This is a genomic window from Paenibacillus sp. FSL K6-2441 (genome assembly GCF_037964765.1).
GTDB classification, from domain to species: Bacteria; Bacillota; Bacilli; order Paenibacillales; family Paenibacillaceae; genus Fontibacillus; species Fontibacillus phoenicis.
Genome location: NZ_CP150174.1, coordinates 1,053,923 through 1,077,438 on the forward strand (window position 1 = coordinate 1,053,923; position 23,516 = coordinate 1,077,438).

Annotated in this window: 18 protein-coding genes; 13 read left to right on the forward strand and 5 right to left on the reverse strand. The window is 55.5% G+C overall.

What is annotated here, in order from left to right; translation table 11 throughout:
- Positions 1-38: 38 nt before the first annotated feature.
- Positions 39-386 (forward strand): hypothetical protein, encoded by a 348-nt coding sequence (locus NSQ80_RS04515; protein WP_009224612.1) that lies wholly within the window; start codon positions 39-41, stop codon positions 384-386.
- A 16-nt stretch (positions 387-402) separates the two neighbouring features.
- On the opposite strand, the gene NSQ80_RS04520 is transcribed toward NSQ80_RS04515, so the two are convergent.
- A complete protein-coding gene (locus tag NSQ80_RS04520; RefSeq protein ID WP_009224613.1) occupies positions 403-1,287 on the reverse strand; it encodes a helix-turn-helix domain-containing protein in 885 nt (294 codons plus the stop codon).
- A gap of 135 nt (positions 1,288-1,422) precedes the next feature.
- Here NSQ80_RS04520 and NSQ80_RS04525 point away from each other — a divergent pair, with 135 nt between their 5' ends.
- The 7 genes from NSQ80_RS04525 (at position 1,423) to NSQ80_RS04555 (ending at position 11,967) form a co-directional block, all read left to right on the forward strand.
- Positions 1,423-3,918, forward strand: a complete 2,496-nt coding sequence (locus NSQ80_RS04525; RefSeq protein ID WP_339301545.1) for a glycoside hydrolase family 2 protein — start codon at positions 1,423-1,425, stop codon at positions 3,916-3,918.
- A gap of 153 nt (positions 3,919-4,071) precedes the next feature.
- Complete coding sequence (locus NSQ80_RS04530) at positions 4,072-5,358, forward strand: alpha-L-fucosidase (RefSeq protein WP_339301547.1); 1,287 nt, start codon at positions 4,072-4,074, stop codon at positions 5,356-5,358.
- A gap of 638 nt (positions 5,359-5,996) precedes the next feature.
- Positions 5,997-6,218: an ATP-binding protein gene (locus NSQ80_RS04535; RefSeq protein ID WP_009224616.1), complete on the forward strand. Its 222-nt coding sequence runs from the start codon at positions 5,997-5,999 to the stop codon at positions 6,216-6,218.
- Entirely contained in the window at positions 6,215-7,393 is a 1,179-nt protein-coding gene (locus NSQ80_RS04540) for a substrate-binding domain-containing protein (protein WP_260069750.1), read from the forward strand. Before NSQ80_RS04535 ends, NSQ80_RS04540 begins: the two co-directional genes overlap by 4 nt.
- Positions 7,394-7,518: 125 nt before the next feature.
- The gene (htpG, locus tag NSQ80_RS04545; protein ID WP_339301551.1) at positions 7,519-9,399 is read left to right on the forward strand and encodes a molecular chaperone HtpG; all 1,881 of its coding nucleotides are present in this window, start codon (positions 7,519-7,521) and stop codon (positions 9,397-9,399) included.
- A gap of 93 nt (positions 9,400-9,492) precedes the next feature.
- On the forward strand, positions 9,493-10,974 hold the full coding sequence (locus NSQ80_RS04550; protein WP_339301553.1) for a PLP-dependent aminotransferase family protein: 1,482 nt from the start codon (positions 9,493-9,495) through the stop codon (positions 10,972-10,974).
- 57 nt (positions 10,975-11,031) lie between these two features.
- A complete protein-coding gene (locus tag NSQ80_RS04555; RefSeq protein ID WP_009224620.1) occupies positions 11,032-11,967 on the forward strand; it encodes a D-alanine--D-alanine ligase in 936 nt (311 codons plus the stop codon).
- Positions 11,968-12,023: 56 nt separating this feature from the next.
- Here the strand turns inward: NSQ80_RS04555 and ald are convergent, their stop codons facing one another.
- Entirely contained in the window at positions 12,024-13,157 is a 1,134-nt protein-coding gene (gene ald / locus NSQ80_RS04560) for an alanine dehydrogenase (protein ID WP_323075827.1), read from the reverse strand.
- Positions 13,158-13,260: 103 nt separating this feature from the next.
- The gene (locus NSQ80_RS04565; protein ID WP_323075828.1) at positions 13,261-14,508 is read right to left on the reverse strand and encodes a helix-turn-helix domain-containing protein; all 1,248 of its coding nucleotides are present in this window, start codon (positions 14,506-14,508) and stop codon (positions 13,261-13,263) included.
- A 159-nt stretch (positions 14,509-14,667) separates the two neighbouring features.
- On the opposite strand from NSQ80_RS04565, the gene alr reads away from it, so the two are divergent.
- From alr to NSQ80_RS04580, 3 genes are all read left to right on the forward strand, one after another.
- Positions 14,668-15,843, forward strand: a complete 1,176-nt coding sequence (alr, locus tag NSQ80_RS04570) for an alanine racemase (protein ID WP_323075830.1) — start codon at positions 14,668-14,670, stop codon at positions 15,841-15,843.
- Positions 15,844-16,081: 238 nt separating this feature from the next.
- A complete protein-coding gene (locus NSQ80_RS04575; RefSeq protein WP_316011272.1) occupies positions 16,082-17,014 on the forward strand; it encodes an aldo/keto reductase in 933 nt (310 codons plus the stop codon).
- A 46-nt stretch (positions 17,015-17,060) separates the two neighbouring features.
- A complete protein-coding gene (locus NSQ80_RS04580; RefSeq protein ID WP_323075832.1) occupies positions 17,061-18,428 on the forward strand; it encodes an MATE family efflux transporter in 1,368 nt (455 codons plus the stop codon).
- 83 nt (positions 18,429-18,511) lie between these two features.
- Here NSQ80_RS04580 and NSQ80_RS04585 read toward each other — a convergent pair whose 3' ends face one another.
- A complete protein-coding gene (locus tag NSQ80_RS04585; RefSeq protein ID WP_260069757.1) occupies positions 18,512-19,447 on the reverse strand; it encodes an S-layer homology domain-containing protein in 936 nt (311 codons plus the stop codon).
- 188 nt (positions 19,448-19,635) lie between these two features.
- Complete coding sequence (locus NSQ80_RS04590; RefSeq protein ID WP_323075834.1) at positions 19,636-20,418, reverse strand: Cof-type HAD-IIB family hydrolase; 783 nt, start codon at positions 20,416-20,418, stop codon at positions 19,636-19,638.
- A gap of 198 nt (positions 20,419-20,616) precedes the next feature.
- Between NSQ80_RS04590 and NSQ80_RS04595 the strand changes: the two genes are divergently transcribed.
- On the forward strand, positions 20,617-21,576 hold the full coding sequence (locus NSQ80_RS04595; protein WP_009224628.1) for an alpha/beta fold hydrolase: 960 nt from the start codon (positions 20,617-20,619) through the stop codon (positions 21,574-21,576).
- Between the two features lie 104 nt (positions 21,577-21,680).
- Complete coding sequence (locus tag NSQ80_RS04600; protein ID WP_339301558.1) at positions 21,681-23,249, forward strand: amidohydrolase; 1,569 nt, start codon at positions 21,681-21,683, stop codon at positions 23,247-23,249.
- Positions 23,250-23,516 lie beyond the last annotated feature (267 nt).

Consider the following 23,516-nt stretch of genomic DNA (forward strand, 5'->3'; position numbering starts at 1 on the left):
TGAGGTAAGGTTCGATCTCACCGAAGGAGCGTGGACAAGTGGAACAGAAAGTACGTCGTTATCATGAACTAAAACAGCTGCAGAAAGAAACGGAGCAAGAGCTGGCCGCATTACGTGGCGAAATTTTAGAACATTTTCAGGAACAAGGCATTTCGGAGCTGGACGTGGGGGAATACCGGGTTAGAACCATCCGCCAGGAACGGAAGGAGTACGATGATCGTAAGCTTTACGAAGCGCTTCCCGATCCTGGCGTGTGGCGTTTGGTTTCCAAAGCGGACGCCCAGAAGATCGCCGGACTCGTGAAGCTGAACGTAATCCCCGAGGAAAAGCTGGAAGGAACGTTCTCCATCAAACAAGTCACGCTGGTGCAGGTGGACAAGAAGTAGCGACGCAAAGCCGGAATTAGTCCGGCCGCCGCGTTGCCCCAGGACTGGCTGTCGACACAGGGATGGCTTGGCGATTCCGGCGCAAATCCAGCGGCGCTTGGTGGTACCATTTTTTGAATTGATGATAAAAATGGCTGACGTTCTCGAACCCGCACTCCAGGGCGATTTCCACCACGCGCAGCTCCGTCGTCAGCAGCAGGTTGCGGGCTGCGCTCAGCTTCAGCTGGTTCAAATATTCCGTTGGCGTCTGCTGCAGATATCGGCGGAAGGCGCGGTTCACGTGGCCGATGCTTCTTCCGGACAATTCATACAAGGCGGGAAGCCCGCGGTGGAGATTTTCTTTCAGCTGCATTTTGCTGAGTGCATGCTCCAGCCATAATGGAATCTCCTCCTGCTTGACCGGATTCGGGTTAAAAAAGTAACGGGTTAGCAGGTCGATCAGTCCGCTTTTGAGGACGAGGCGGGCCTTCTGTTTGTCGATGGAGGACAACAGCTTGATGCGTTCGAATAAGGCGACGAATTCGCCAACTTCGGTTGGCGACAGCAGGGCCACCTGGGGCAGATGCGATTGCAGCAGCCGCTCGGCGATCTCTTCCTCCCCCAAAAAAGCCATCGCTTCGTCCATCAAGCTATGCCGGCAGGGAACATTGTAAAACCGGCAGTCCTCCTCCCCGTTCTGCTCGTATCGATGGATATCCTCCGGCCGGATGAAGACCAGGCAACCCGCCTGTAGCAATTGGGTCTCCCCATTCACAACATGGCGGCAGCTCCCTGCTTCAATTACGAAAAATTCATAGAAATCATGGGTATGCTCCGGCGAAACCTGAGACAAGGCCTCCACCCGAAACGGGTTGACCGGCACCTCCGGATCAATGTAGTTTTCCTCGGTATATTTCAGCATGGAAGACACCTCTCCACAACAAGATGGTGTTAAAATAGCACATGACTTAGGTGAAGACAATACAAGAAAATATCCAGCCTCTTTAGTACAATCAAACCATGGTCAGGATAAAAAAGTACATGAGGAGGCAAAACAATGCTGCTTGTCGACTTGGGCGGAGCTTGGCGGATGAAACGGCTGGACCAGACGGAATGGCTCCCGGGAACCGTGCCGGGTTCGGTTTATTATGATTTGTTGAATGCCGGACAAATGCCGGACCCGTATTACCGCGATCAGGAGTACGAGGTACTGGAGCTTTCGAAATACGATTATGAATATGAACGGACCTTTCAGGTGGACGAGCCCACGTTGGACCATGACCGGGTGGTGCTGCTTTGCGAGGGGTTGGATACCCTGGCTGAGGTGTACTTGAATGGGACGCTCATTCTGAACGCAGACAATATGCACCGGACGTACGAAGTTGACATCAAATCGCAGCTGATTCTCGGGGAAAATCACATTCACGTGATTTTGCGTTCGCCGGTTGAATACGTGCTGCGCAAGCAGGCGGAACGGCCGCTGATCGGCTGTGCTGACGCCGTGCCGGGGATTTCCCATCTGCGTAAGGCGCATTCGATGTTCGGCTGGGATTGGGGGCCGCAGCTGCCAGACCTCGGGATCTGGAGGGACATGACCATCCGCGGTTACGATCGTTCCCGGATCGAAGATGTGTACATCACGCAAACCCACGAGCCCGGCAAGGTCAGCTTGGATGTACGCGTGCGGACGGATAGCTGGGCGGAAGGGAACCGGGAGATCACGGTCCGCGTAACCAGTCCGTCGGGCCATGTGCTGGAAACCCAGGTTTTGGAGCAAAATGAGCAATCCACCGCTGGGGCAAATGGCACTCTCCGAGAGCGGCATATTCCGGTAGAGATCCTAAATCCGGAGCTGTGGTGGCCCAACGGGCTCGGCGAGCAGCCGCTATACGAAGTGGAGGTTGTGCTTAGCGAGCAAGGCCGGGAGCTGGACCGGCACGACCTGCACATCGGCCTGCGCACCCTGACGGTGCTGCAGGAAGAAGACGAATGGGGCGAATCGTTCCAGTTTGTCGTGAACGGGATTCCGTTCTTTTCCATGGGGGCGGATTATGTTCCTGAGGACAACATCTTTCCGCGGCGCAGCCGAGAGCGGACAGAACACCTGATCCGCAGCTGTGCTGAAGCCAACTTTAATACGATCCGCGTCTGGGGCGGGGGACATTATCCGGAGGATTATTTTTACGATTTATGTGATGAATACGGGATCGTGGTGTGGCAGGACCATATGTACGCGTGTGGCGTCTATGAGTTGACCGAGGAATTCAAGGCGAACATCACGCAGGAGACGATCGACAATATGAAGCGGCTGCGCCATCACGCTTCGCTGGGGCTTTGGTGCGGGAACAACGAGCAGGAGATGGCCTGGGATGAGTGGAATTGGGCGGAGCAAACCTCGCTGCAACTGCAAGCGGACTACATCAAGATGTATGAGGTGCTGCTGCCGGAGATCGCGAAGGAAATCGATCCGAATACGTTCTACTGGCGGGCCTCGCCGTCCTCGAAGGGGAGCTTCGACAAGCCGAATGACGAAAATTACGGGGACATGCATTACTGGGATGTGTGGCACGGCAAGAAGCCTTTCACCGCCTACCGCACCATCTACCCGCGTTACATGTCGGAGTTCGGGCTGCAGTCATTCCCGTCGCTGAAGACGGTGGAGACGTTTACGCTGCCGGAGGACCGGAATATTTTCTCTTATGTAATGGAATCTCATCAGAAAAACGGGACGGGGAACGAAAAAATCCTCTACTACATCGGGGAAACGTACCGTTATCCCAAGGATTTCTCGTCCCTGCTGTATGCCTCCCAACTGGTTCAAGCCGAAGGCATGCGTTGCGGAGTCGAGCATTGGCGTCGCAACCGCGGCCGCTGCATGGGGGCATTGTACTGGCAGCTCAACGACATTTGGCCGGTAGCCTCTTGGTCGAGCATCGATTACTACGGCAGATGGAAGGCGCTGCAATATGAGGCCAAGCGCTTCTTTGCTCCCGTGTTGGCGTCGGCCTGCGAGGAAGGTACACGAGTCGCCTTGCACGTATCTAACGAAAGCAAGCAGACCGCGAAGGGCAAGCTGGTCTGGACGCTGCGGAATGCCTGCTCCGAAGTGCTTCGGCAGGGAGAACGGGCGGCGGAAGTCGCTCCGTTTACCAGCGTGGAGCTGGAGCAGCTTGATTTTGCCGGAGAGCTGGACACCAAAGCGAAGCTGCGGAGCACCTATCTCGAATATGCTTGGGAGGAAGACGGAGAGATCGTCAGCGGCGGCACGGTCCTGTTCGTCAAAGCGAAGCATTTCGAATTCGCCAATCCGAACATCCAAGCCGTGATCACGGAGGCGGAAGACCGCTTTACGATCACGCTGACCGCAGAAGCGTATGCTCGGTTCGTAGAGCTGGATTTTACGGGGCTGGACGCCATCTTTAGCGACAATTATTTCGATTTGTCCGGCGGATCGAAGAAGACGGTCACCATCGCCAAATCGACTCTGAGCCGTCCGGCGGCATTAACCGAGCTGCAAGAGCGGCTCACGGTTCGCAGCGTGTTTGATATCTAAACCGCAGAAGATAAACGGGGGTGTTCCTTTGGGGACCCCCCTTTTTAAGCAGATGATCTTCAAAATGACATATCCGTCGTAAAAACAACATATTTACCCCTCATGCTGCAATCGCCTATCGTTAGGAGGAACAAGCATAGAGGGGGAATAGCGATGTTACCATGGTTTGAAGACGCCAAGCTGGGGATCTTTATCCATTACGGGATTTACGCGGTTGACGGTGTTTCCGAATCTTGGTCCTTTCATAACGGCGTGATCTCGTATGAGGATTACATGAAACAATTGGACGGGTTCACAGCTTCCCGGTTTGATGCCGACCACTGGGCGGAATTGATCGAGAAGTCCGGGGCCAAGTACGCGGTGTTGACGACGAAACATCATGACGGCGTAGCGCTGTTTGATACCCAGTACAGTGATTTGAGCGTGGTCAAGCGAACGCCGGCCAAACGTGACATCGTTAAAGAGTATGCCGAAGCGATAAAGAAACGGGGAATTCCACTAGGTTTGTACTATTCGTTAATCGACTGGTCCCATCCTGATTATCCTAGCGTGTATCCAGGCGGTGCTGTGCCCGAGGATCTAAGCCAGGTTAACCGTTTCTCGGAACCGCTGGACGGTAAACAGGACGAGGCGAAGTGGCAGAGGTTCTTGCAGTTTAATCGTCATCAGCTGAGCGAACTATTAACGAAATATGGCAAGGTTGATTTGCTCTGGTTCGACGGGGATTGGGAACGAAGTGCTGAGCAATGGGGATTGCCGGAGTTTAAGGAGTTTTTGCTGTCTTTTAACCCCGATCTGATCATCAACTCACGCCTAGCCGGTCACGGGGATTATAAAACGCCGGAGCAAGGGCTACCGATCACAAGACCCGAAGGACCTTGGGAGTTCTGTACGACGATTAATTCATCTTGGGGCTATCAACACAATGATCATAAATATAAATCGTTAAATCAAATTATCCGTATGTTCTGCGACTGCATCTCTATGGGCGGCAACATGTTGTTAAATATCGGTCCCCGCGAGGACGGAACGATCGATCCGAGACAAGCTGTCATTTTGCTTGGGTTAGGCGATTGGATACGCGCGCATGAAGAAGCCGTGTATGGAACTGTCGAAGGGATCATGACCCGCTATTGGTTAGGCGGAAGCACGTTAACGAAAGATCGGAAGACGTTATATCTGTTCGTTTACGATGACCCGAAGGAAAGCGTCTGCCTCAAGGGCTTATGTAATCCGATTCAAAAAGTGACCGTGCTCCATTCGGGCAAAGAACTGAAACATGAAATTCATGGCGGTGTGCCCTGGTTTAATATCCCGGGAACGACGTGGATCTATTTAACGCCGGAGGATTGTCATGAGCATGTTACCGTTCTGAAGCTGGAGTTTGCTGAGCCAGTCGAAATGTACGGCGGTTCGGGTGCGGTTGTCACCCATAACTAGAGTAGGGAGAAGCATTGGGCGTAAGTCGGTCGGCAGGTCCAGGCCTGTCGTCCGGGCCCGTTTTACAGGATTATCCCGTTTGATCAGAAGATAGGCAAAAGGTAAGATCGTACCCCTCCGACCAAAGCCGACGCAGGTTGTCCGCCCTTTCCTCAAGACCTCCAGGCAATCCTCCTTGTTAGCAAAATCGTCTGCAAAATGGTGGAAACCGATTCCACCGTTACCTCCAAAGTCCTTTCCTCTCTCGTGAGAAAAATAGGTACATATCGTTTGTCTGGACGATTTATCGCAAACATATGCTCATCTTTTTACCTCATTGGGCCCCCTGACCAAAGGGGATAATCCTGCAAAGAAGGGGAAAAGAGGGGCCCGCATCTTTCCCCACTCATTGGAGCCATTTGACGATGCGGGTGGACAGCCATTGGCAGAGCAGGGCTATGAGATATTGCTCAGCCACAAGCCCAGACTCATCGGCAGGCGGCGGACATGCCAAAGATGCATTCTAGTCCATGTTTTGTTGTCAGAGAAAATTTGTTGTCAGAGAAAAAGGGTTTATAGAGAGATACATGGAATTAAAGTTTTATACATACTTTGTTTGTTCTGAAAAGCGGTCACCGAGAAGGATTTGTTCATCAGCTATGCACAAAACGAGCGGGTTATCCGAGTACCTAGCGATATCCAAGCCGGTTGGCGATAAGCAGGAGCCTACCAATCTCGAGGTGACTTTCTCCTACCAGGCGATTCTTTCGTTCGGCGGCACGGTGAGCGTGCAAAGCGCACCCGGAGCGGGGACGAAGTTTACGATTAGCTTGCCGATCTATAACTGTGAGGAAGAAGCAAAGGGGATGAATGAAGGATGAACAAATCCGTCGGAGAGCTTGCGGCCAAAATTGTGCTCTGTGTCCTGTTGTCTAGTGTGATTTTATTCTTAGGATTTTTTGCCGGTTTAATCGTGTCATTCTCCGGCGGAGCGGTGTTCTATACGCCTTTGGTGCTGGTTGCGGCGGCCGTGTTGGTCGTCTTTCTGGCTTTCTTTATGTTCTTGCCGGAGCGGCACCGTCGCAAGTTGTATTTCTCGCTGCTTGCCGTCGTGATCTTGGGCGGCTTGACAACAGGGGGATACGAGATTCGCAAAGCTTACCACAACAGCATTCCGGTCGTCAGCGACCAGGAGGTAGATATGAGGCCGTATCGGCCGTTTGCGGACACGGGGAAGCTGGCCGTGCTGCCGGAACCGTCCAAATTGACATTAACGGAGGATTTACCGCGGCTTGACGGAGCAACGGCACTTTATCCTCTGTATGCAGCGTTTGCGCAGACCGTATATCCGCGCCAGGATTATGATCTCTACGACAGCGAGGTCATGGTGAATACGACACCTGTGGCTTATAAGAATTTAATCGAAGGCCGGGCGGATATCATTTTCGCCGCCGCGCCGTCGGAGGGGCAAATAGCCGCCGCCCGCAAGGAAGGGAAGGAATTAAAGCTCACCCCGATCGGCCGTGAGGCGTTTGTCTTTTTCGTGAATGCGTCGAATCCGGTAACCGGGTTAACGACGGAGCAGATCCGTGGGATCTACTCGGGGGAAATTACCCGATGGAGTGAAGTGGGGGGCCGCGATGAGCGGATCCGCGCGTTTCAGCGCCCGGAGGATAGCGGAAGCCAGACGATGCTGATACGGGTGATGGACGGACGGGAGCTCGCCAAACCGCCCAAGGAGAATGTGGCCTCCGGGATGGGTGGCATCATTTCGCGGACCGCGGATTACCGCAACTACAAAAACGCGCTGGGCTATTCGTTCTTGTTTTATGCCACCGAGATGGTGAAAAACGGGAATATCCGCCTGTTGGCCATCGACGGCGTGAAGCCGGAACGAGCGACGATTGCCAGCGGCGAATATCCGTTTGCGGCCGAGTTTTACGCGGTAACGGCGGGCAGTGACAATCCGAACGTGGAGAAGCTGATCGAATGGATTCGCTCCCCGCAAGGGCAGTATTTAGTGGAGCAAACGGGCTATACGCCGCTCGCCCCCTAGGATGTATTGACACTCGAATTGGGGATCGATAAACTAAAAACTAGGAATTAGCACTCTTCCTTGTAGAGTGCTAATATGTTGTAAGACAAGTTCCCCCATGGGGTGAAAGGAAGGAGATCCGATTCATGGCGAAAAAGCAGTTTAAAGCAGAATCTAAACGACTGCTGGAAATGATGATCAACTCGATTTACACACAGCGGGAAATTTTTCTGCGTGAGCTGATTTCGAACGCCAGCGATGCCATTGATAAGATTTATTATCGGGCGTTAACGGATGACAAGCTGGTATTTAACAAGGACGACTATTTTATTAAGATTAAGCCGGATAAAGCAAACCGCACCTTGACGATTTCCGATACCGGGATCGGCATGACCAAGGAAGAGCTGGAGAAGCACCTGGGGACTATCGCCAACAGCGGTTCGTATGCGTTTAAGAACGAAAATGAACTGAAGGATGGTCATAACATTATCGGGCAGTTTGGTGTCGGCTTCTATTCCGCATTTATGGTCGCCGACGTGGTTACCGTGATCAGCCGGGCGCTGGGTTCGGACGAGGCCTACAAATGGGAGTCCAAAGGGGCGGACGGCTACACGATCGAACCGTGTGAGAAGGAAACGGTGGGTACGGATATTATTTTGAAGATCAAAGAAAACTCCGAAGACGACCAATATGACGAATACCTCGAGGAATACCGTCTGAAGTCGATTATCAAGAAATATTCGGATTTCATCCGTTATCCGATCAAGATGGACGTCACGAACAGCCGGCCGAAGGAAGGCAGCGAAGGCGAATACGAGACGTACACCGAAGAGCAAACCATCAACAGCATGGTGCCGATCTGGCGCAAGAACAAATCCGAACTGACGGAAGAGGATTATGTCAACTTTTACATGGAGAAGCGCTACGGGTTCGATAAACCGGTATCGCATATCCATATCAAGGCTGACGGCGCGGTCGTGTACAATGCGATTTTGTATATTCCGGAGAAGACGCCGTTTGACTATTACACCAAGGAATACGAAAAAGGGTTGGAGCTCTACTCCAACGGCGTGCTGATCATGAATAAGTGCCCGGATCTGCTGCCGGACTATTTCAGCTTTGTCAAAGGGATGGTCGATTCCGAGGATCTGTCGCTCAACATTTCTCGGGAAATGCTGCAGCATGACCGCCAGTTGAAGTTGATTGCGAAGAACATCCAAAGCAAGATCAAGAGCCAGCTGCAAACGCTGCTGAAGGAAGACCGTGAGAAATACGAGAAGTTCTACGCTTCGTTTGGCCGCCAGCTGAAGTTTGGCGTGTACAACGACTACGGCATCAACAAGGACGTGCTGCAGGATCTGCTGCTGTTCACTTCGTCCAAGGAGAAGAAGCTTGTTACGCTGGATGAATACGTCTCCCGCATGCCGGAAGACCAGAAGTATATTTATTATGCTGCCGGTGAATCGGTAGAACGGCTGGAGAAGCTGCCGCAAACCGAGCTGGTGCTGGATAAAGGATACGAGATCCTGTATTTCACCGACGACATTGACGAGTTCGCGATCAAGATGATCATGAAATACAAGGATAAGGAATTTAAATCGGTATCGAGCGGTGATTTGGGCATCGAAGCCGAGAATTCCGAAGATAAGGCGAATACGGATGAGAACAAGGAATTGTTCGCCGCAATGAAGGACCTGCTGGCGGGCAAGGTGAAGGAAGTTAAAGCGTCCAAACGTCTGAAATCCCATCCGGTCTGCTTGTCGACGGAAGGTGAGCTGACGATCGAGATGGAAAAGGTACTGAACTCGATGCCAGGCTCGAACGGCCAGTCGGTTAAAGCCGAAAAAGTGCTGGAGATCAACGTGAACCACGACGTCTTCCAGTCGCTGAAGAAGGCTTACGAGAGCGACAAAGAGAAGCTGGCCTTGTACACGAACCTGCTGTACAATCAGGCGCTGCTGATTGAAGGGCTGCCAATCAACGATCCAGTTGAATTTACGAACGATATTTGCAAAGTGATGGTATAAGCGGAAGAACCACCTTCCTCCGAAAAATGCGGGAGGGTGGTTCTTTTATTTTTGGCCTGGAATATGCCATCATGAGGGTGGGGGCGATACAGGGTGTTTCATGAATTTAAGCTTGTGGCGGAAACGCCGGTTTACGTGCAGGTGAAAAATTATATCAAACGACTAATGATGCAAGGCGCTTTGCAGGCCGGGCAACGGCTTCCCTCAACACGGGAACTGTCGGAACTGCTGGGCGTCAGCCGGGGCAGTATCATTGCTGCCTATGAAGCCTTGCAGGATGAGGGGCTAGTGTATGCTGTCACGGGGAAAGGGAACTTCGTCGCCGAGGCCTCTGCACCAAGCGGGCAGGCGGTCCCCACCTGGCGGATGGATTGGCGCGAGCGGATGAATCGGCAAGCCCGGCTGTCCGTGGAGCTCGACCATATGAAACGCAGCAGTCCCGGCCTGCGGGCGGCGAAAGGCGCCATTTTGTTTACGAGCATCGCCCCTGACGAGGAGCTGTTTGATCTGGAGAACGTCAAACGCGCATTCTTGGATCGGATGGCGGTGGAAGGCCGCGTCTTATTGAACTATGGATACGCTAAAGGATATAAACCACTTATCGATTATTTGCTGAACTATATGGAACGTAAAGGCGTGGATCTGCAAGGCAAGGATTTGCTGATCACCAGCGGCTTTACGGAAGGGCTGGACATCGTGTTATCAGCCCTTGGGCGGGATGGCAGTGCGGGCGGACGCATGTTATGCGAAAACCCAACACACCAAACCGCGATCAAAAATTTGCGGCGGCACGGGTTCGAGATCACCGGGATTCCGATGGAGCCGGACGGCCTGGACCTGGCAGCGCTGGAGCGCGAGCTGAAGACGCAGGCTTTTGACGGCGCGTTCCTCGTTCCTTCCTATCATAACCCAACCGGGATCGTGACGTCCGCTGAGAAACGGCTGGCGATACTAGAGCTGCTCGGCCGCTACCGGGTGCCGGTGATCGAGGATGGATTTAATGAGGAGCTGAGGTATTCCGGCTCCCACGTCGCGCCGTTGATTGCGATGGCAGGGCAGGGGAACGGCGTGGTGTATTTGGGAAGTTTCTCGAAGGTGCTGTTCCCGGGGATTCGTGTCGGCTGGATCTTAGCAGACCGGGAGCTGATCGAGGTGCTGGAAAGCGTCAAACGGGCGCGCAGCATTCATACCTCAACGTTGGACCAATCCCTGCTGTATCAATACTTGCTGAACGGGAATCTCGAAAAATATCTGAAACGGGCCAGGGCCGAATATCGGCGGAAGTACGAATGGACGAAGGCCTGCTGCGAGCGGTACGTGCCATTCTCCCGGCTGTCGGGCAGCGGCGGGTTACATCTGTTTCTGGAGTTTCCGGAGGACTTCGATACGTGGAAGCTGCTCGAACTTTGTGCAGATCAGGGCGTCCTTTTTACTCCGGGGGATATGTTCTACGTTGACGGCGGAGGACGGAACACGATGCGAATTGGTTTTTCGCGGGTGTCCGAGGAAGACATCGAAAAGGGGATTCGCCTGATCGGTGATACGGCTGCAAAGCTGTTAGGAGATCAGAGTTAGCAACGGGGTAGTTAGGTGCTGCATGGACTTAAACAACGGGTGAAGGAGAGAAACAGGATGAAGGTAGGCGTAATTATGGGCGGCGTCTCCTCGGAGCGCGAGGTCTCGCTGATGACGGGGAAGGAAATCGTGGGGAAGCTGGACCCCAATAAATATGAAGTGGTGCCGATTGAGCTGACGAAGCGGGAGGAGTTGATCGACCGGGTGCGGGGCATCGACTTCGCTTTGCTGGCGCTGCATGGCGCGTTTGGCGAGGACGGTACAGTGCAGGGTGTTCTGGAGACGATGGGCATCCCGTACTCGGGCAGCGGCGTGTTGTCCAGCAGCTTATGCATGGATAAGAATCTGACGAAGAGGCTGCTGCAGACTGAAGGGATTGCGACGCCGGACGGGGCCTATCTGGAGCGGGCCATGTTCGCGGACGGAACGTGGGAACCCAAGATGGCGGGGCTCGCGTATCCGCTGTTCGTCAAGCCGAATGCAGGAGGCTCCAGCATCGGCGTCCAGCGCGTCGACCGGCCGGAGTTGTTGCGCGGTGCGCTGGAGGAGGCGTTCCGCTGGGGCGAGTCTGTGCTCGTCGAGTCCATGGTGTCCGGCCAGGAAATCACCTGCCCGATCCTGGACGGGGAGCTGCTTCCGGTGCTGGGCATCCGGGCGGCCAATGGAGCGGAGTGGTTTGACTACGAAGCCAAATACAGCGACGGCGGGGCGGAGGAGAAGCCGATCACGCTGCCTCCCGACGAAGAGACGCGGGTACGGGCGGCAGCACTGGCGTGTTATCGGCTGTTGCAATGCCGCGTTTATGCCCGGGTCGATATGATTCTCAAGGACGGTGTCCCTTACGTGCTGGAGGTAAATACGCTGCCGGGGATGACGGCGAACAGCCTGCTGCCGCGCAGCGCCGCTGCCGCTGGCATCAGTTACAGCGAACTGCTCGATCGGATCATCGAGCTGTCGCTGGCCGAGCGAGGGAGCGGCGTTGCTGCCACATAAAATAAGAGACCCGCTGGTTGCGGATCTCTTGCTCTTGTTGAATGCGGCGAAATCGCCTAGTTAACTGGGGAACTGGGCAGCTCCAGCGCTTGCTCAACAGGCACATACTCGTAGTGAAGGTCCCGGGCAACAGAGGCGTACGTAATCGCACCAGCGGCGACGTTAACGCCTTTGCGCAGAGCTGCCCGTTCACTGAGCGCCGTGTAAAGGCCCTTCGAGGCGATCTCCAGCGCATAAGGCAGCGTAGCGTTGGCCAGCGCCAGCGTAGAGGTGCGCGGTACGGCGCCCGGCATGTTCGCCACGGCGTAATGCACGACGCCATGCTTCACATAGGTCGGATCGGAATGGGTCGTGATCCGGTCGACCGTTTCGAAGATGCCGCCCTGGTCGATGGCCACGTCCACGATGACCGAGCCGGGGCGCATCGCCTTCACCATGCTTTCGGTGACCAGCTTTGGCGCCTTGGCACCGGGGATCAGCACCGCGCCGATCACCAGGTCGGATTCAGCAACCGACTCGGCGATGTGCTGCGGATTCGACATCAGCGTCTGCACGCTGGCGCCAAAGATGTCCTCCAGCTGCCGCAGGCGATCCGGATTCAGATCGATGATCGTCACGTCGGCGCCCAGGCCGATCGCCACTCGGGCTGCGTTCGTGCCAACGACGCCTCCGCCGATGATCGTCACTTTGCCGCGCTTCACGCCAGGCACACCGCCGAGCAGGATGCCTTTGCCGCCGTGCGGCTTCTCCAGGAACTGCGCCCCGATTTGCACGGACATCCGACCGGCAACCTCGCTCATTGGCGTCAACAGCGGCAGCGTTTTGTTCACTTCAACCGTTTCATACGCGATGGCGGTCACACCTTGATCTTTTAACGCTTGCGTCAGTTCCGGTTCCGGCGCCAGATGCAAATACGTGAACAGGATCAGACCTGGACGGAAAAAGCCATACTCCGACGGCTGCGGCTCCTTCACCTTCATCACCAGATCGGCCGACCAGGCTTCGGCGGCGCTGCCGACCACCTTGGCCCCGGCGGCCGCATATTCCGTATCCTCAAAGCCGCTGCCGGCACCCGCCTGGGTCTCGATCCATACCGAGTGACCTGCTTTCACCAGCGAATAGGCGCCCGATGGGGTCAGGGCAACTCGATTCTCATTATTTTTGATTTCTTTGGGGACTCCAATGATCATGCTGTAACCTCCTCTGTCAAACGATCTGACATCAGTATAGGACAGGAGCTGTGATTTTTGTTTGTGGCGATATGAGAAAAAAGACAGCCCGCATTGTGAAATTTCACAATGCGTTGCTGCCGCCGAAACGTTCGGCTTTGAGTTCCAAATATAAGGTTACTTTCTGCTCCATGCTGGTTAAGTCGATCCGGCCGATTTCAGCGATTCGCTTCAGCCGGTAATTCAGGGTATTCGCATGAACATGCAGGGCTTCGGCGGCTGTCTTCGCATTGCTGTCATGCGCCAAAAACACCTCCAGCGTGTGCACCAGCTCGCTGTGATGCTCCTGATCGTAGGCCCGCAGCCGGGCCAGTTGGCTGCCCGCGCGGCCATGCCGCTGAAGCTCCTCCCAGATTCGGGGAAGATACCGGTAATACCCGAGATCGCTATATATCACGAGATCTCCGGTCTCCTTGGGAAACCGCTGCTTCACCTCAAGCAGGAGCAGCGCTTCGCGGTAGCTGTCTTCCAGCCGTCCGTATTCGCTGTAGAGACATCCGCTGGCCAATCCTAGGAAATGCGGCGAAAAATAGGTGCGCAAATTCTGCTGAAGCAGCCCCAGCTGGCTGGCGACTCCATCCTTAGTATCCGCCGTTATCGGCGCAAATAACAAAATCAGCTGATTTTTATTGATGGCGTGCAGCACGATCCGGCTATAAGCGGAGAGGGGAGCGCATTTCTCCAGCGCCTGCCGCTGCCACGATTCCTTCACTTCGGCGGCAAACTGCAGGACGACCACATGGAATTGCGGAGGGAGTGCGATCCCGATCCGCTGAGCCTTATCCCGGATTAGGGTTTCGTTGGACAGATGCCCGGTCAGCAGCTGCCAGAAAAAATCGCGATGCGCCTCTTCCTCCTTATGGCGCTGCAGCTGCCACCTAGCCATTTTGGTGCGGGCGGCTTGGGCCGCCTTGGCGAATAACGCCATTTCCCGTTCTGAAAAAGGCCTCTCCGCCTCCAGCACCCAAATAAAGCCGACAACCCGGGAGCCCAAACGGATCGCCGTTGCAACGCGGCCGCTAAGCCCCACCTCTTGAATCGGAGCGACGCGAATCGGCGCTTCGCTCTCCAATAGGCGAGGCATAACGCCGTCCCGCCAGAGACTGCCAATGATCTGATCGGGCACCCGGCGCCCGACGATGGTGGCCAGCCGCGCCGCGTCGGTCTCCGGCTCGTGCGAGCTGTAGGCAACCAGCCGATGGTTGGCGTCTTCGATCGTGACCGGACGGCCCAGCACGTCGCTGATCTTCTCCGCGAGCAATTCCAGATTGTCGGAGTATGGCTCGAAAATATCGTCTTGATCTTGGCTCATAGGCGAGCGTCACCTCCGATGCGGTATGGTTTGTGAAGCCGCACTAGGATCATGCCGTTTTTTTGGGGTAGGAAGACAAACCCCGGCAGGAGCGGCTCAATTATACTTAATTTCAAGATGCTTCATGCTGATTATTGATTAGGAAAGAGGTATTCCACGATGACAACGATGCAATCGAGGGTCTCCACCCCTACCGGCTATCGGGAAACTTGGGCGGAGGTGTCGCTGGACGCCATCGCCCACAATACGAGGCTCTTCCGCAAGCAAATCGCCGAGGGCTGCCGGCTGATGGCCGTAGTCAAAGCGAACGGCTACGGACACGGAGCGGTGCAAGCGGCGCAAGCCGCCATCCATGCCGGCGCCGATTGTCTCGGCGTTGCCCTCGTTGATGAGGCGCTGCAGCTGCGAGCGGCCGGTATATCACAACCTATTCTAGTGCTCGGCTACACGCCACCGTTTGGCGTCGAAGCGGCGGTTCGGCAGGGCATCACCTTGACGGTGGATACCCAGGAAGTCCTGCAGGAGACGATCGCTTGCGCCAAAAAGCAAGGGTGTGCAGCACGCATCCACTTGAAGGTGGATACCGGGATGTCCCGGATCGGCTTATCCAGCACCCGGGCGGTGATTGAGCTCGCTGAACTTGCGGCAGCGGCTGCGCCCTTCGTCATCCTGGAAGGCGTGTTTACCCATTTCGCGGATGCGGACGGACCCGACCCGACGTATACGTGGGAGCAATTCGCCCGGTTCCAAGCTTGTCTCGATGCCCTGGAGGCTCACGGATTGCACGTACCGATCAAGCACTGCTGCAACAGTGCTGCCGCGATGCGGTTCCCGCAAATGCATCTGGATCTCGTTCGCATCGGGATCGCACTCTACGGGCTATATCCTTCGCCGCAGCTGCGGCTGCCGGAATATCCTTTGCAGCAGGCGATGCAGCTCAAGACGAAAATCGCTTCGCTGCGGCGGATCAAGCCGGGCCAAACCGTCGGCTACGGCCGGACGTACCGGGCAGCCGAGGAGCGGCTGATCGCCACGGTTCCCATCGGATACGCCGACGGGCTGTCGCGGACGCTTTCGAACCGAGGGTTTGCGCTGGTTCGCGGACAGCGGGCGCCAATCATCGGCCGAGTGTGCATGGACCAGACGATGTTGGATGTCACCGAGGTAGAGGGCGTCCAAGCGGGAGAGGAAGTGATCCTCTTTGGCGGAACGAGCGATACGGCGGCGATATCGATTGACGAGGTCGCCGATTGGATCGGAACGATCAACTATGAGGTCGTTTGTCAGCTCGGAGTCCGAGTCCCGCGCGTATATCCTCAAATCTTAAATATGTAAGATTAGGTATCATGCTTATGGCATCATAATCCAAGCTTCCGGTTTTCGTAAAGAGGTTTTTGCGGTATTTCCCGTGAAAAACCTCTTTTATGTCATATATCTTAACGTTGTATGCGGACAGGTTTCAAGTAGGAAAGGGGGGGAGCGGATTTCTCCTTGCGCGGCTTACATGATCCGGTCTAGAATTGGGGCATGAGTTCCTTTATTTAAAATCCAAACATCGCAGGAGCGTGAGAGGATGAAGTACAGAAGGTACGGAACGACCGGCAAGCAGGTGTCGGAAATCGGCTTTGGTGCTTGGCAGCTTGGCAACAAGCAGGATTGGGCGGGGATGGAGGATGATGAGGCCATTCGGCTCGTGCACGAGGCGCTGGATCTTGGGGTGAACTTTTTTGATACCGCTCCCAATTACGGGCAAGGCAAAAGCGAGGTCTTACTCGGCAAAGCGTTGGAACGAAAACGGGACAAAGCGGTCATCAATACGAAGTTCGGTCATTCCCCGGAAGGGACCGATTATTCCGCATCTCAGATCCGCAATTCGGTGGAACGCAGCCTGATGCGGCTGCAAACCGATTATTTGGACTCGGTATTGATCCATAATCCGCCGTTTGATGTTCTGGATGGTAAATACGGTCATTATCAAGTGCTGGAGGATCTGAAGGCGGAAGGCAAAATTCTGGCATATGGCGTGTCCGTCGATTCCAGCCGTGAGATGTTGGAGGCGCTGGAGCATTCTCAGCTTGGGGTTATGGAAGTGATGTTCAACATCTTTTATCAGGAAACAGCACAAGCGTTCCAGGCCGCACAGGAGAAAGATGTTGCGCTCATTATTAAGGTGCCGCTGGATTCCGGCTGGTTGTCGGGCAAATATGACGAGAACAGCTCGTTCTCCGGCGTGCGCAGCCGCTGGTCTCCGGAAGTGATTCAGACCCGTGCGAAGCTGGTGGAGCAAATTCGCTTCCTGGAAGATGAGCACACGACGATGACGATGGCGGCACTTCGTTTTATTTTGGCGTATCCTGAGGTGACAACGGTGATTCCCGGCGTCCGAAACAGCGCTCAGCTTCGTGAAAATGTAGCTGCAAGCAGCGCGCCTCTGCCGGAGGAATCACTGCGAAAACTGCAAGAGCTATGGGAACGGGATATCCGCTTCAAATCGTTGGGCTGGTAAGCAAACGTGAAGGCTAGTAAGCATACATGAAAGCTGGTACGCAAACATGAAATTTCTGGTGCAGGATAAGGCATTTTATCGCAGCTTCTTCAGACTGACTCTGGTAATTGCTTTGCAAAACATCATTTCCTTTGGCGTCAACTTATCGGACAATATCATGCTTGGCGGTTACAGCGAATCGGCCTTATCCGGAGTAGCTCTGGCCAACCAGATCCAGTTCCTGCTGCAAATGCTCGTGCTGGGCGTAGGGGAGGGCGTCGTCATCCTGTCGTCACGGGCATGGGGCGCGCGGGACATGGGGACCATCAAGCGGGTGGCCAGCATCGGGATGCGCCTGGCGCTGCTACTAGCGTTGCTGCTGTGGCTGGCGGTGTTCTTGTTCCCGCACGGATGCCTGTCTTTATTCACCAACGAGGACAGCGTCATCGCTGAAGGGGCCAAATATTTACGGATTATCGGCTTCTCCTATCTCTTTTTTGCGGCAACCAATCTGCTGCTCGCTTCCCTGCGCAGCGTGGAAACGGTCAGAGTTGGATTTATCCTCTCCGTATCGACATTACTGATCAACGTCTGCCTGAACTATTTGCTGATTTACGGGCATTTTGGCTTTCCGGCTTGGGGCGTGCGCGGCTCGGCCGCAGCGACGTTAACGGCCCGGATCATCGAGTTGGCCATCGTGGTGGGATATCTCAAACGGGTGGATCGCAAAATCCGGTTCGCGCTGCGGGACTTCTTCCAATTTGACCGGGGCACGTTCAAGCAATACCTTAGCGTGGGCTCCCCAATCCTGATGTCTAATGCCCTCTGGGGGCTGGCCATGGCGGTACAGTCCGGGATCTTGGGGCATATGGGGGAAGCAGCGATCGCCGCGAACAGCATCGCCACGACGGTCTTCCAAATCGTGTCGGTCGTCACGTACGCTTCGGCCAGTGCAACGGCCGTCATCATCGGGAAGACGATTGGCGCCGGACATCCGGAGAAAATCAAGCCATACGCCCAAACGCTGCAGGTGCTTTATGTGATCATCGGTTTGGGGACGGGGGCGGTGCTCTTCTTGATCAAAGACATGGTACTGGGATTTTATGCCATATCCCCGGCATCGAAGGATCTGGCCCTGCAGTTTATGACGGTGCTCTCCATTACGGCGGTAGGCACGGCTTACCAAATGCCGGCGCTGACGGGAATTGTGCGCAGCGGGGGAGATACGAAATTTGTGTTGTACAACGATTTTATCTTCATGTGGCTGATCGTGTTGCCTTCCGCCTTTCTATGCGCTGCGGTGTTGGGGTTATCGCCGCTGCTGACGTTTATCTGTCTTAAATCCGATCAGATTCTGAAATGCTTGGTGGCGATCGTGAAGGTGAATCGCTATCGGTGGATTCGGACGTTTGGAAACCCGGAGCCTCGAGCATAAACTCCACATAACAAAGAAAGGACCGCGATCGTCCGGCTGCTGCCGGACCCATGCGGTCCTTTCTTTTTTTCATATCATGCGGGTTATTTCGATTGGGCGCCCAGCACCGGCTGGTATCCGGCCGGAATGTACGTGACGGCCTTCACCTCGGAAATGACCTGAGGATAAAATTGTCCTGGCTGAGGCTCTACGACGCGATAGTCGATGATCGCCTTGCCGTCTTTAAAGGAGATATTCGACACTTCCAGGCCGTAGCCCGGATGCGGCGCCATCGCCGTGATCTTCACTTTCGTCACGTCACTGGTGATTTTGTCTGTGCTCACTCCAAAATCGTACAGGCCGGGAATCGGGTTCACAATCGGCTCATTGTCTTTGATAAATTGCAGCGTCCGATCAAGCATGCCTGCGGCTTCACTGCGGGAGATCGGTTGCTTCGGTCCGAAGTTGCCCTTCTTATCCAGGGTGACGATTTTGGCTTTCAGAAGCGCTTGAATGCTGTTCATATAGTCTTTGTTGATTTGCTTCTCATCATTGATGGACAAATATTGCATCGTAAACGCGTATTCGCCCTTCGTGCTCAGCGCTTTGAACAGCCAGTGGCTGAATTGCTCCTTCGTCACTTTGGCGGCCGGGTTGATGTCCTTCGGAATGTCCAGCCCGTAGTAGTTCGCGATCACGAAGGCTTCGGAATACCAAGCGTTATCTTTCACCTTGGTGTAATAGTTGCTGGCTTTTGGCAATTGGATGAACCGGACCGTATCGAAGTTCAGGTCCAGCGTTTTCACGATCAGAGAGACGGCTGCAGCACCCGTCAGCTTCTGGGCCGGGTAGTAACGACCGTGAAGGCCGCCTTTAATGATCCCCAGCTTCTCCAGGCGTTCGATCGCCTTCTGCTCCTTGTCGCCTTTAATGTCGCTGAAAGCTGAGGCCGTACCGCCAAACATCATCGTGAACGCGATGACCATTAGCAGCGTCAGCTTTGAAAGTTTAGAGAAAGAGAAAGTTCTTTTCGGTTTCATTCGCAAAATCCCTCCTGGAAACAGTAGTGAGTTAAACGCATCCGATCCGTCGGCTGCTCTGCTCTTGCGCAGCGTCCGGCGAGGCTTTGGGTATCATTTCCCTCCTTCCGGATTCAGTTTGGTTTAACCCTTTGACGCAGGAAGGGCTGCAGATGTTTCAAAGAATCTCCCATTTTTTGCGAAAAGTCTCAGTTAATCAGTCCCGCATAACGCAGCCCCTGACGGATACCGCCCTCATCCACGGCAGCTGTGACATAATCGGCATAAGGCAGCAGCTCCGGATAGGAATTGCCCATGGCGATCCCCAACCCTACTTCCTGCAGCATTTCCTTATCATTCAAACCGTCCCCGAAGGCTACAGCAGCGGACAGGGGGATGCCGAGACGCTCCAGCATGGCTGCGATGCCTATCGCCTTGGAGCCGCCGCGGAGCGTCACATCCATCGCTTTCGGGTGCCAACGGATCAGACGCAAGTCCTCGAATTGCCCATCGTACAGCGCTTCGTCCTGCTCCTCACAATGCAGAAAGGCTTGATACACCGGGGATTTGCTCCAAAATTCCGGATCGAATCCCGGATGCTCGACCTTCAGGGAATTAATGGATTCCACGACAAAGGGGTGAGCCTCGGTATTGGCGCAGTAGCGTTCATGCCCCTGAAACACCAGCGGATGCTGATGACGTCCGGCCAGCTCGACGAGCTTCCGGAGACTTTGCGCGGGCAGGGGCCGCTGGAGCAGCGGCTCGCCCCGGTAGACGACGTAAGCGCCGTTCAGACTGACGAAGGATTCGATGTCCAGCAGCTTGGCGATCGGTTCAAAAAAATACGGCGCCCGCCCGGTCGCAATGACCGGCTCGATACCGTTTGCTTTTAGTTCAGCGATGGCCTGGATTGTATCCTGAGGGACTTGCTTGTCCTCGTTCAGCAGCGTGCCGTCGAGATCAAAGAAGACGATTTTGTAGTTGTTGTTCATCTGTATGGCTCCTATCCGTTCGTTTTTTTTATCTTCATCTATAAAAATAGTGTACCATGGGCACGCAAACTGGTCATACTTCTCCTTCCTCTTGTATAGAAAGCGTTGTCAAGCTATACTGTGAGCGATGGCCCGGCAACTGCTACAGTTCAGCCGGACGGTAAAATTAGACCCTATTGTGGAGAGAGGAAGAGGTCAATGCCGGTTATCGACAAGCCTTTGGACGAGTTACGCAAGTACAAAGGAATGAACCCGAAGCTGCCGGATTTCGACGCTTATTGGGAGGTCGCGCTGCGGGAAATGCGCGCGGTTGATCCGCAGGTGCGATTGGAAAAGGCCGAATATCAGCTGCCGGGTGTGGAATGTTATCATCTTTATTTTACCGGGGTAAAGGGAGCCCGCATCCATGCGCAATACGTGCGTCCGGCTAAATCGGATGGCCCGGCGCCGGCCGTGATCCTGTTCCACGGTTATTCCGGGAATGCCGGGGACTGGACCGAGAAGCTGGGGTACGCCTCGCTGGGCTTCCATGTCTTTGCGATGGACTGCCGCGGCCAAGGCGGCAAATCGGAGGATGTCGGCGGAACGATCGGCAATACGCTGCAAGGCCACATCATCCGCGGGGTAGACGGGGATCCGCAAAATATGTTGTTCCGCCATATTTTCCTGGATGCCGTGCAATTGACGGGGATCGCGATGGATATGCCGGAGATCGACGAGAATCGCGTTGGCGTTACCGGTTGGTCGCAAGGCGGCGGGATCACGTTAGCTTGCGCAGCGCTGGAGCCGCGGGTTCGCCGGGCTGCTCCAGTTTATCCGTTCCTCTCCGATTACCGCCGGGTATGGGAGATGGATTTGGCCAAAAACGCATACGAGGAGCTGCGTTTGTATTTCCGCCGCTTCGATCCGCAGCATGAGCGGGAGGAGGAGCTGTTTGCCAAGCTAGGCTACATTGACGTGCACCATCTGGCCAGCCGCATTCAAGCCGAAGTGCTGATGGGCGTTGGATTGATGGACGAGATTTGCCCGCCGTCCACGCAATTTGCCGCATACAACGCGATTACTTCGCCGAAGAAGCTGGAAATCTACCCGGATTTCGGTCATGAAGGGCTGCCGGGAATGCACGATAAGATCGTTCAGTTTATGCTTGGGATGTAATGTAAGTCTGCCGTGAAAAAAAGCAGGCACACAGGCCGACGGATAGGCAGAAAGGAGCGGTGTTCGTGACAGGCACGTTATTTATCAACGGGAGAATCCAAACGTTGGAGCAGAGCGGACTCTCCGAGAAAGAAGCGGATGCGATATACGTGGAGAATGGGCGCATTCGCGCCATCGGGAGGACGGCAGAGCTCAAGCTGCAGCTGGCGGGCCGGGCGGTGCGTACCGTCGACTGGGAAGGGGCCGTGGTGCTCCCCGGCTTAACCGACTCGCATATGCACCTGTCCATGCACGGCATGAAGCTCGCCATGCTTGATTTCAGCGGCGTCACTTCGAAGGAGGAGATGCTGCGCCTCGTGCGGGAGCGCGCTGCCGTGACGCCGCCCGGCGAGTGGATTCTCGGCTTGAATTGGGACGAGAATCGGTTCGTGCCTGCCGCTGCGCCAACGCTGGAGGAGCTGGATGCGGCCAGCGACCGCCATCCGATCTTCCTGACGCGCACCTGCTTCCATGCGTATCTGGCCAACTCCGAGGCGTTTCGCCGCGCGGGGATTACGGCGGATACGCCGGATTCGGAAGCTGGCGCTTACGGCAGAGACGAGGACGGCCGCTTAAACGGCTGGGTGTATGAGGAGGCGTCGGTGCCGTTCACCCGGGCGCAGCCCGAACCGGACTACGCCGCGAAGAAGGACGCCATCCGCCGCGCCTGGCTCGACGCGCTGCGCCTTGGGCTCACAGCTGCCCATACCGAGGACCTGCGGTTTCTAGGCAGCATCGAGACGATGCGGCGAATATGCCGCGAGCTGCGCGAGGAAGGGATCGCCTTCCGCACCCACCAGCTGCTGTACTATCCGTTCCTGGAGGAGGCGGAAGAGCTTGGGGTGCGGGCCGGCGACGGCGATGACTGGCTGCGCATCGGTGCGGTGAAGCTGTTCGCCGACGGAGCGATCGGCGGCCGCACCGCGCTGCTAAAGCAGCCGTACAGCGATGCGCCGCACACCCGGGGCATGGCGATCCATCCGGAGGAGCGGCTCGCCGAGATCGTGCGCGAGGCGCGGCGGCAGGGCTTCCCGATCGCCGTGCACGCGATCGGCGACGGCGGCGCCGATCTCACGTTGCGCGCGATGGAGGCGCAGCCGCTGATCTCCGGCAGCCGGCTCCCGGACCGGCTGATCCATGCGCAGGTGCTGGACGCCGGGCTCGTCCAGCGCATGGCCGCGCTGCCGCTCGCGGCGGATATCCAGCCGCGGTTCGTGGCCAGCGACTTCCCCTGGGTGCTGGAGCGGGTGGGGGAAGGGCGTACGGAGTACCTGTACGCCTGGAAGAAGCTGCTGGCGGCCGGAATCGCCTGCGCCGGCGGCAGCGACGCGCCGATTGAGCCGCTCAGCCCGTTCCTGGGGCTACATGCGGCGGTGACCCGGCGGGCGCCGGAGGAGACGCACGAGGGCTATCTGCCCGAGGAGAAGCTGACGACGGCGGAGGCCTTGGCGCTCTTTACCCGCGGCAGTGCACAGGCCGCCGGGGAAGCGGAGGAGCGCGGGGAGATTGCCGTGGGGAAAGCCGGGGATTTTACGGTCATCGACCGGGAGATCGAAGGCGACCCCGAGCAGCTTCTCCAAGTCCAGGTGCGGATGACCATCGTCAACGGGGAGATCGGTTACCGGGCGCCATAGACTTGCACGGTGAAGCCGGAGGTCATGTCCAGCAACTTGTTCCGCTGTTGAGCCTTCCCACTCCCCTCTCGCGCCTAATGTATATGAAAAATCGAATACAATTTAACGATTTGGGCGGATTTAAGGGAATCTATATGAAATTTCATATACATTTGCTCATTTCCGAGAGAAACAGCCTAAATCTATATGAAAAACCGAATAGATTCCCTTTTTTTCTTCGTTGGCACCATTTTATATATGAAATTTCGAATAGATTTCCGATATGAC

What these genes read in the sequence shown, in the direction of transcription:
- NSQ80_RS04520 (WP_009224613.1), bottom strand. Translation starts at nt 1,287, where the DNA reads ATGCTGAAATATACCGAGGAAAACTACATTGATCCGGAGGTGCCGGTC.
- NSQ80_RS04525 (WP_339301545.1), top strand. Translation starts at nt 1,423, where the DNA reads ATGCTGCTTGTCGACTTGGGCGGAGCTTGGCGGATGAAACGGCTGGAC.
- NSQ80_RS04530 (WP_339301547.1), top strand. Translation starts at nt 4,072, where the DNA reads ATGTTACCATGGTTTGAAGACGCCAAGCTGGGGATCTTTATCCATTAC.
- NSQ80_RS04535 (WP_009224616.1), top strand. Translation starts at nt 5,997, where the DNA reads ATGCACAAAACGAGCGGGTTATCCGAGTACCTAGCGATATCCAAGCCG.
- NSQ80_RS04540 (WP_260069750.1), top strand. Translation starts at nt 6,215, where the DNA reads ATGAACAAATCCGTCGGAGAGCTTGCGGCCAAAATTGTGCTCTGTGTC.
- htpG (WP_339301551.1), top strand. Translation starts at nt 7,519, where the DNA reads ATGGCGAAAAAGCAGTTTAAAGCAGAATCTAAACGACTGCTGGAAATG.
- NSQ80_RS04555 (WP_009224620.1), top strand. Translation starts at nt 11,032, where the DNA reads ATGAAGGTAGGCGTAATTATGGGCGGCGTCTCCTCGGAGCGCGAGGTC.
- ald (WP_323075827.1), bottom strand. Translation starts at nt 13,157, where the DNA reads ATGATCATTGGAGTCCCCAAAGAAATCAAAAATAATGAGAATCGAGTT.
- NSQ80_RS04565 (WP_323075828.1), bottom strand. Translation starts at nt 14,508, where the DNA reads ATGAGCCAAGATCAAGACGATATTTTCGAGCCATACTCCGACAATCTG.
- alr (WP_323075830.1), top strand. Translation starts at nt 14,668, where the DNA reads ATGACAACGATGCAATCGAGGGTCTCCACCCCTACCGGCTATCGGGAA.
- NSQ80_RS04575 (WP_316011272.1), top strand. Translation starts at nt 16,082, where the DNA reads ATGAAGTACAGAAGGTACGGAACGACCGGCAAGCAGGTGTCGGAAATC.
- NSQ80_RS04580 (WP_323075832.1), top strand. Translation starts at nt 17,061, where the DNA reads ATGAAATTTCTGGTGCAGGATAAGGCATTTTATCGCAGCTTCTTCAGA.
- NSQ80_RS04585 (WP_260069757.1), bottom strand. Translation starts at nt 19,447, where the DNA reads ATGAAACCGAAAAGAACTTTCTCTTTCTCTAAACTTTCAAAGCTGACG.
- NSQ80_RS04590 (WP_323075834.1), bottom strand. Translation starts at nt 20,418, where the DNA reads ATGAACAACAACTACAAAATCGTCTTCTTTGATCTCGACGGCACGCTG.
- NSQ80_RS04595 (WP_009224628.1), top strand. Translation starts at nt 20,617, where the DNA reads ATGCCGGTTATCGACAAGCCTTTGGACGAGTTACGCAAGTACAAAGGA.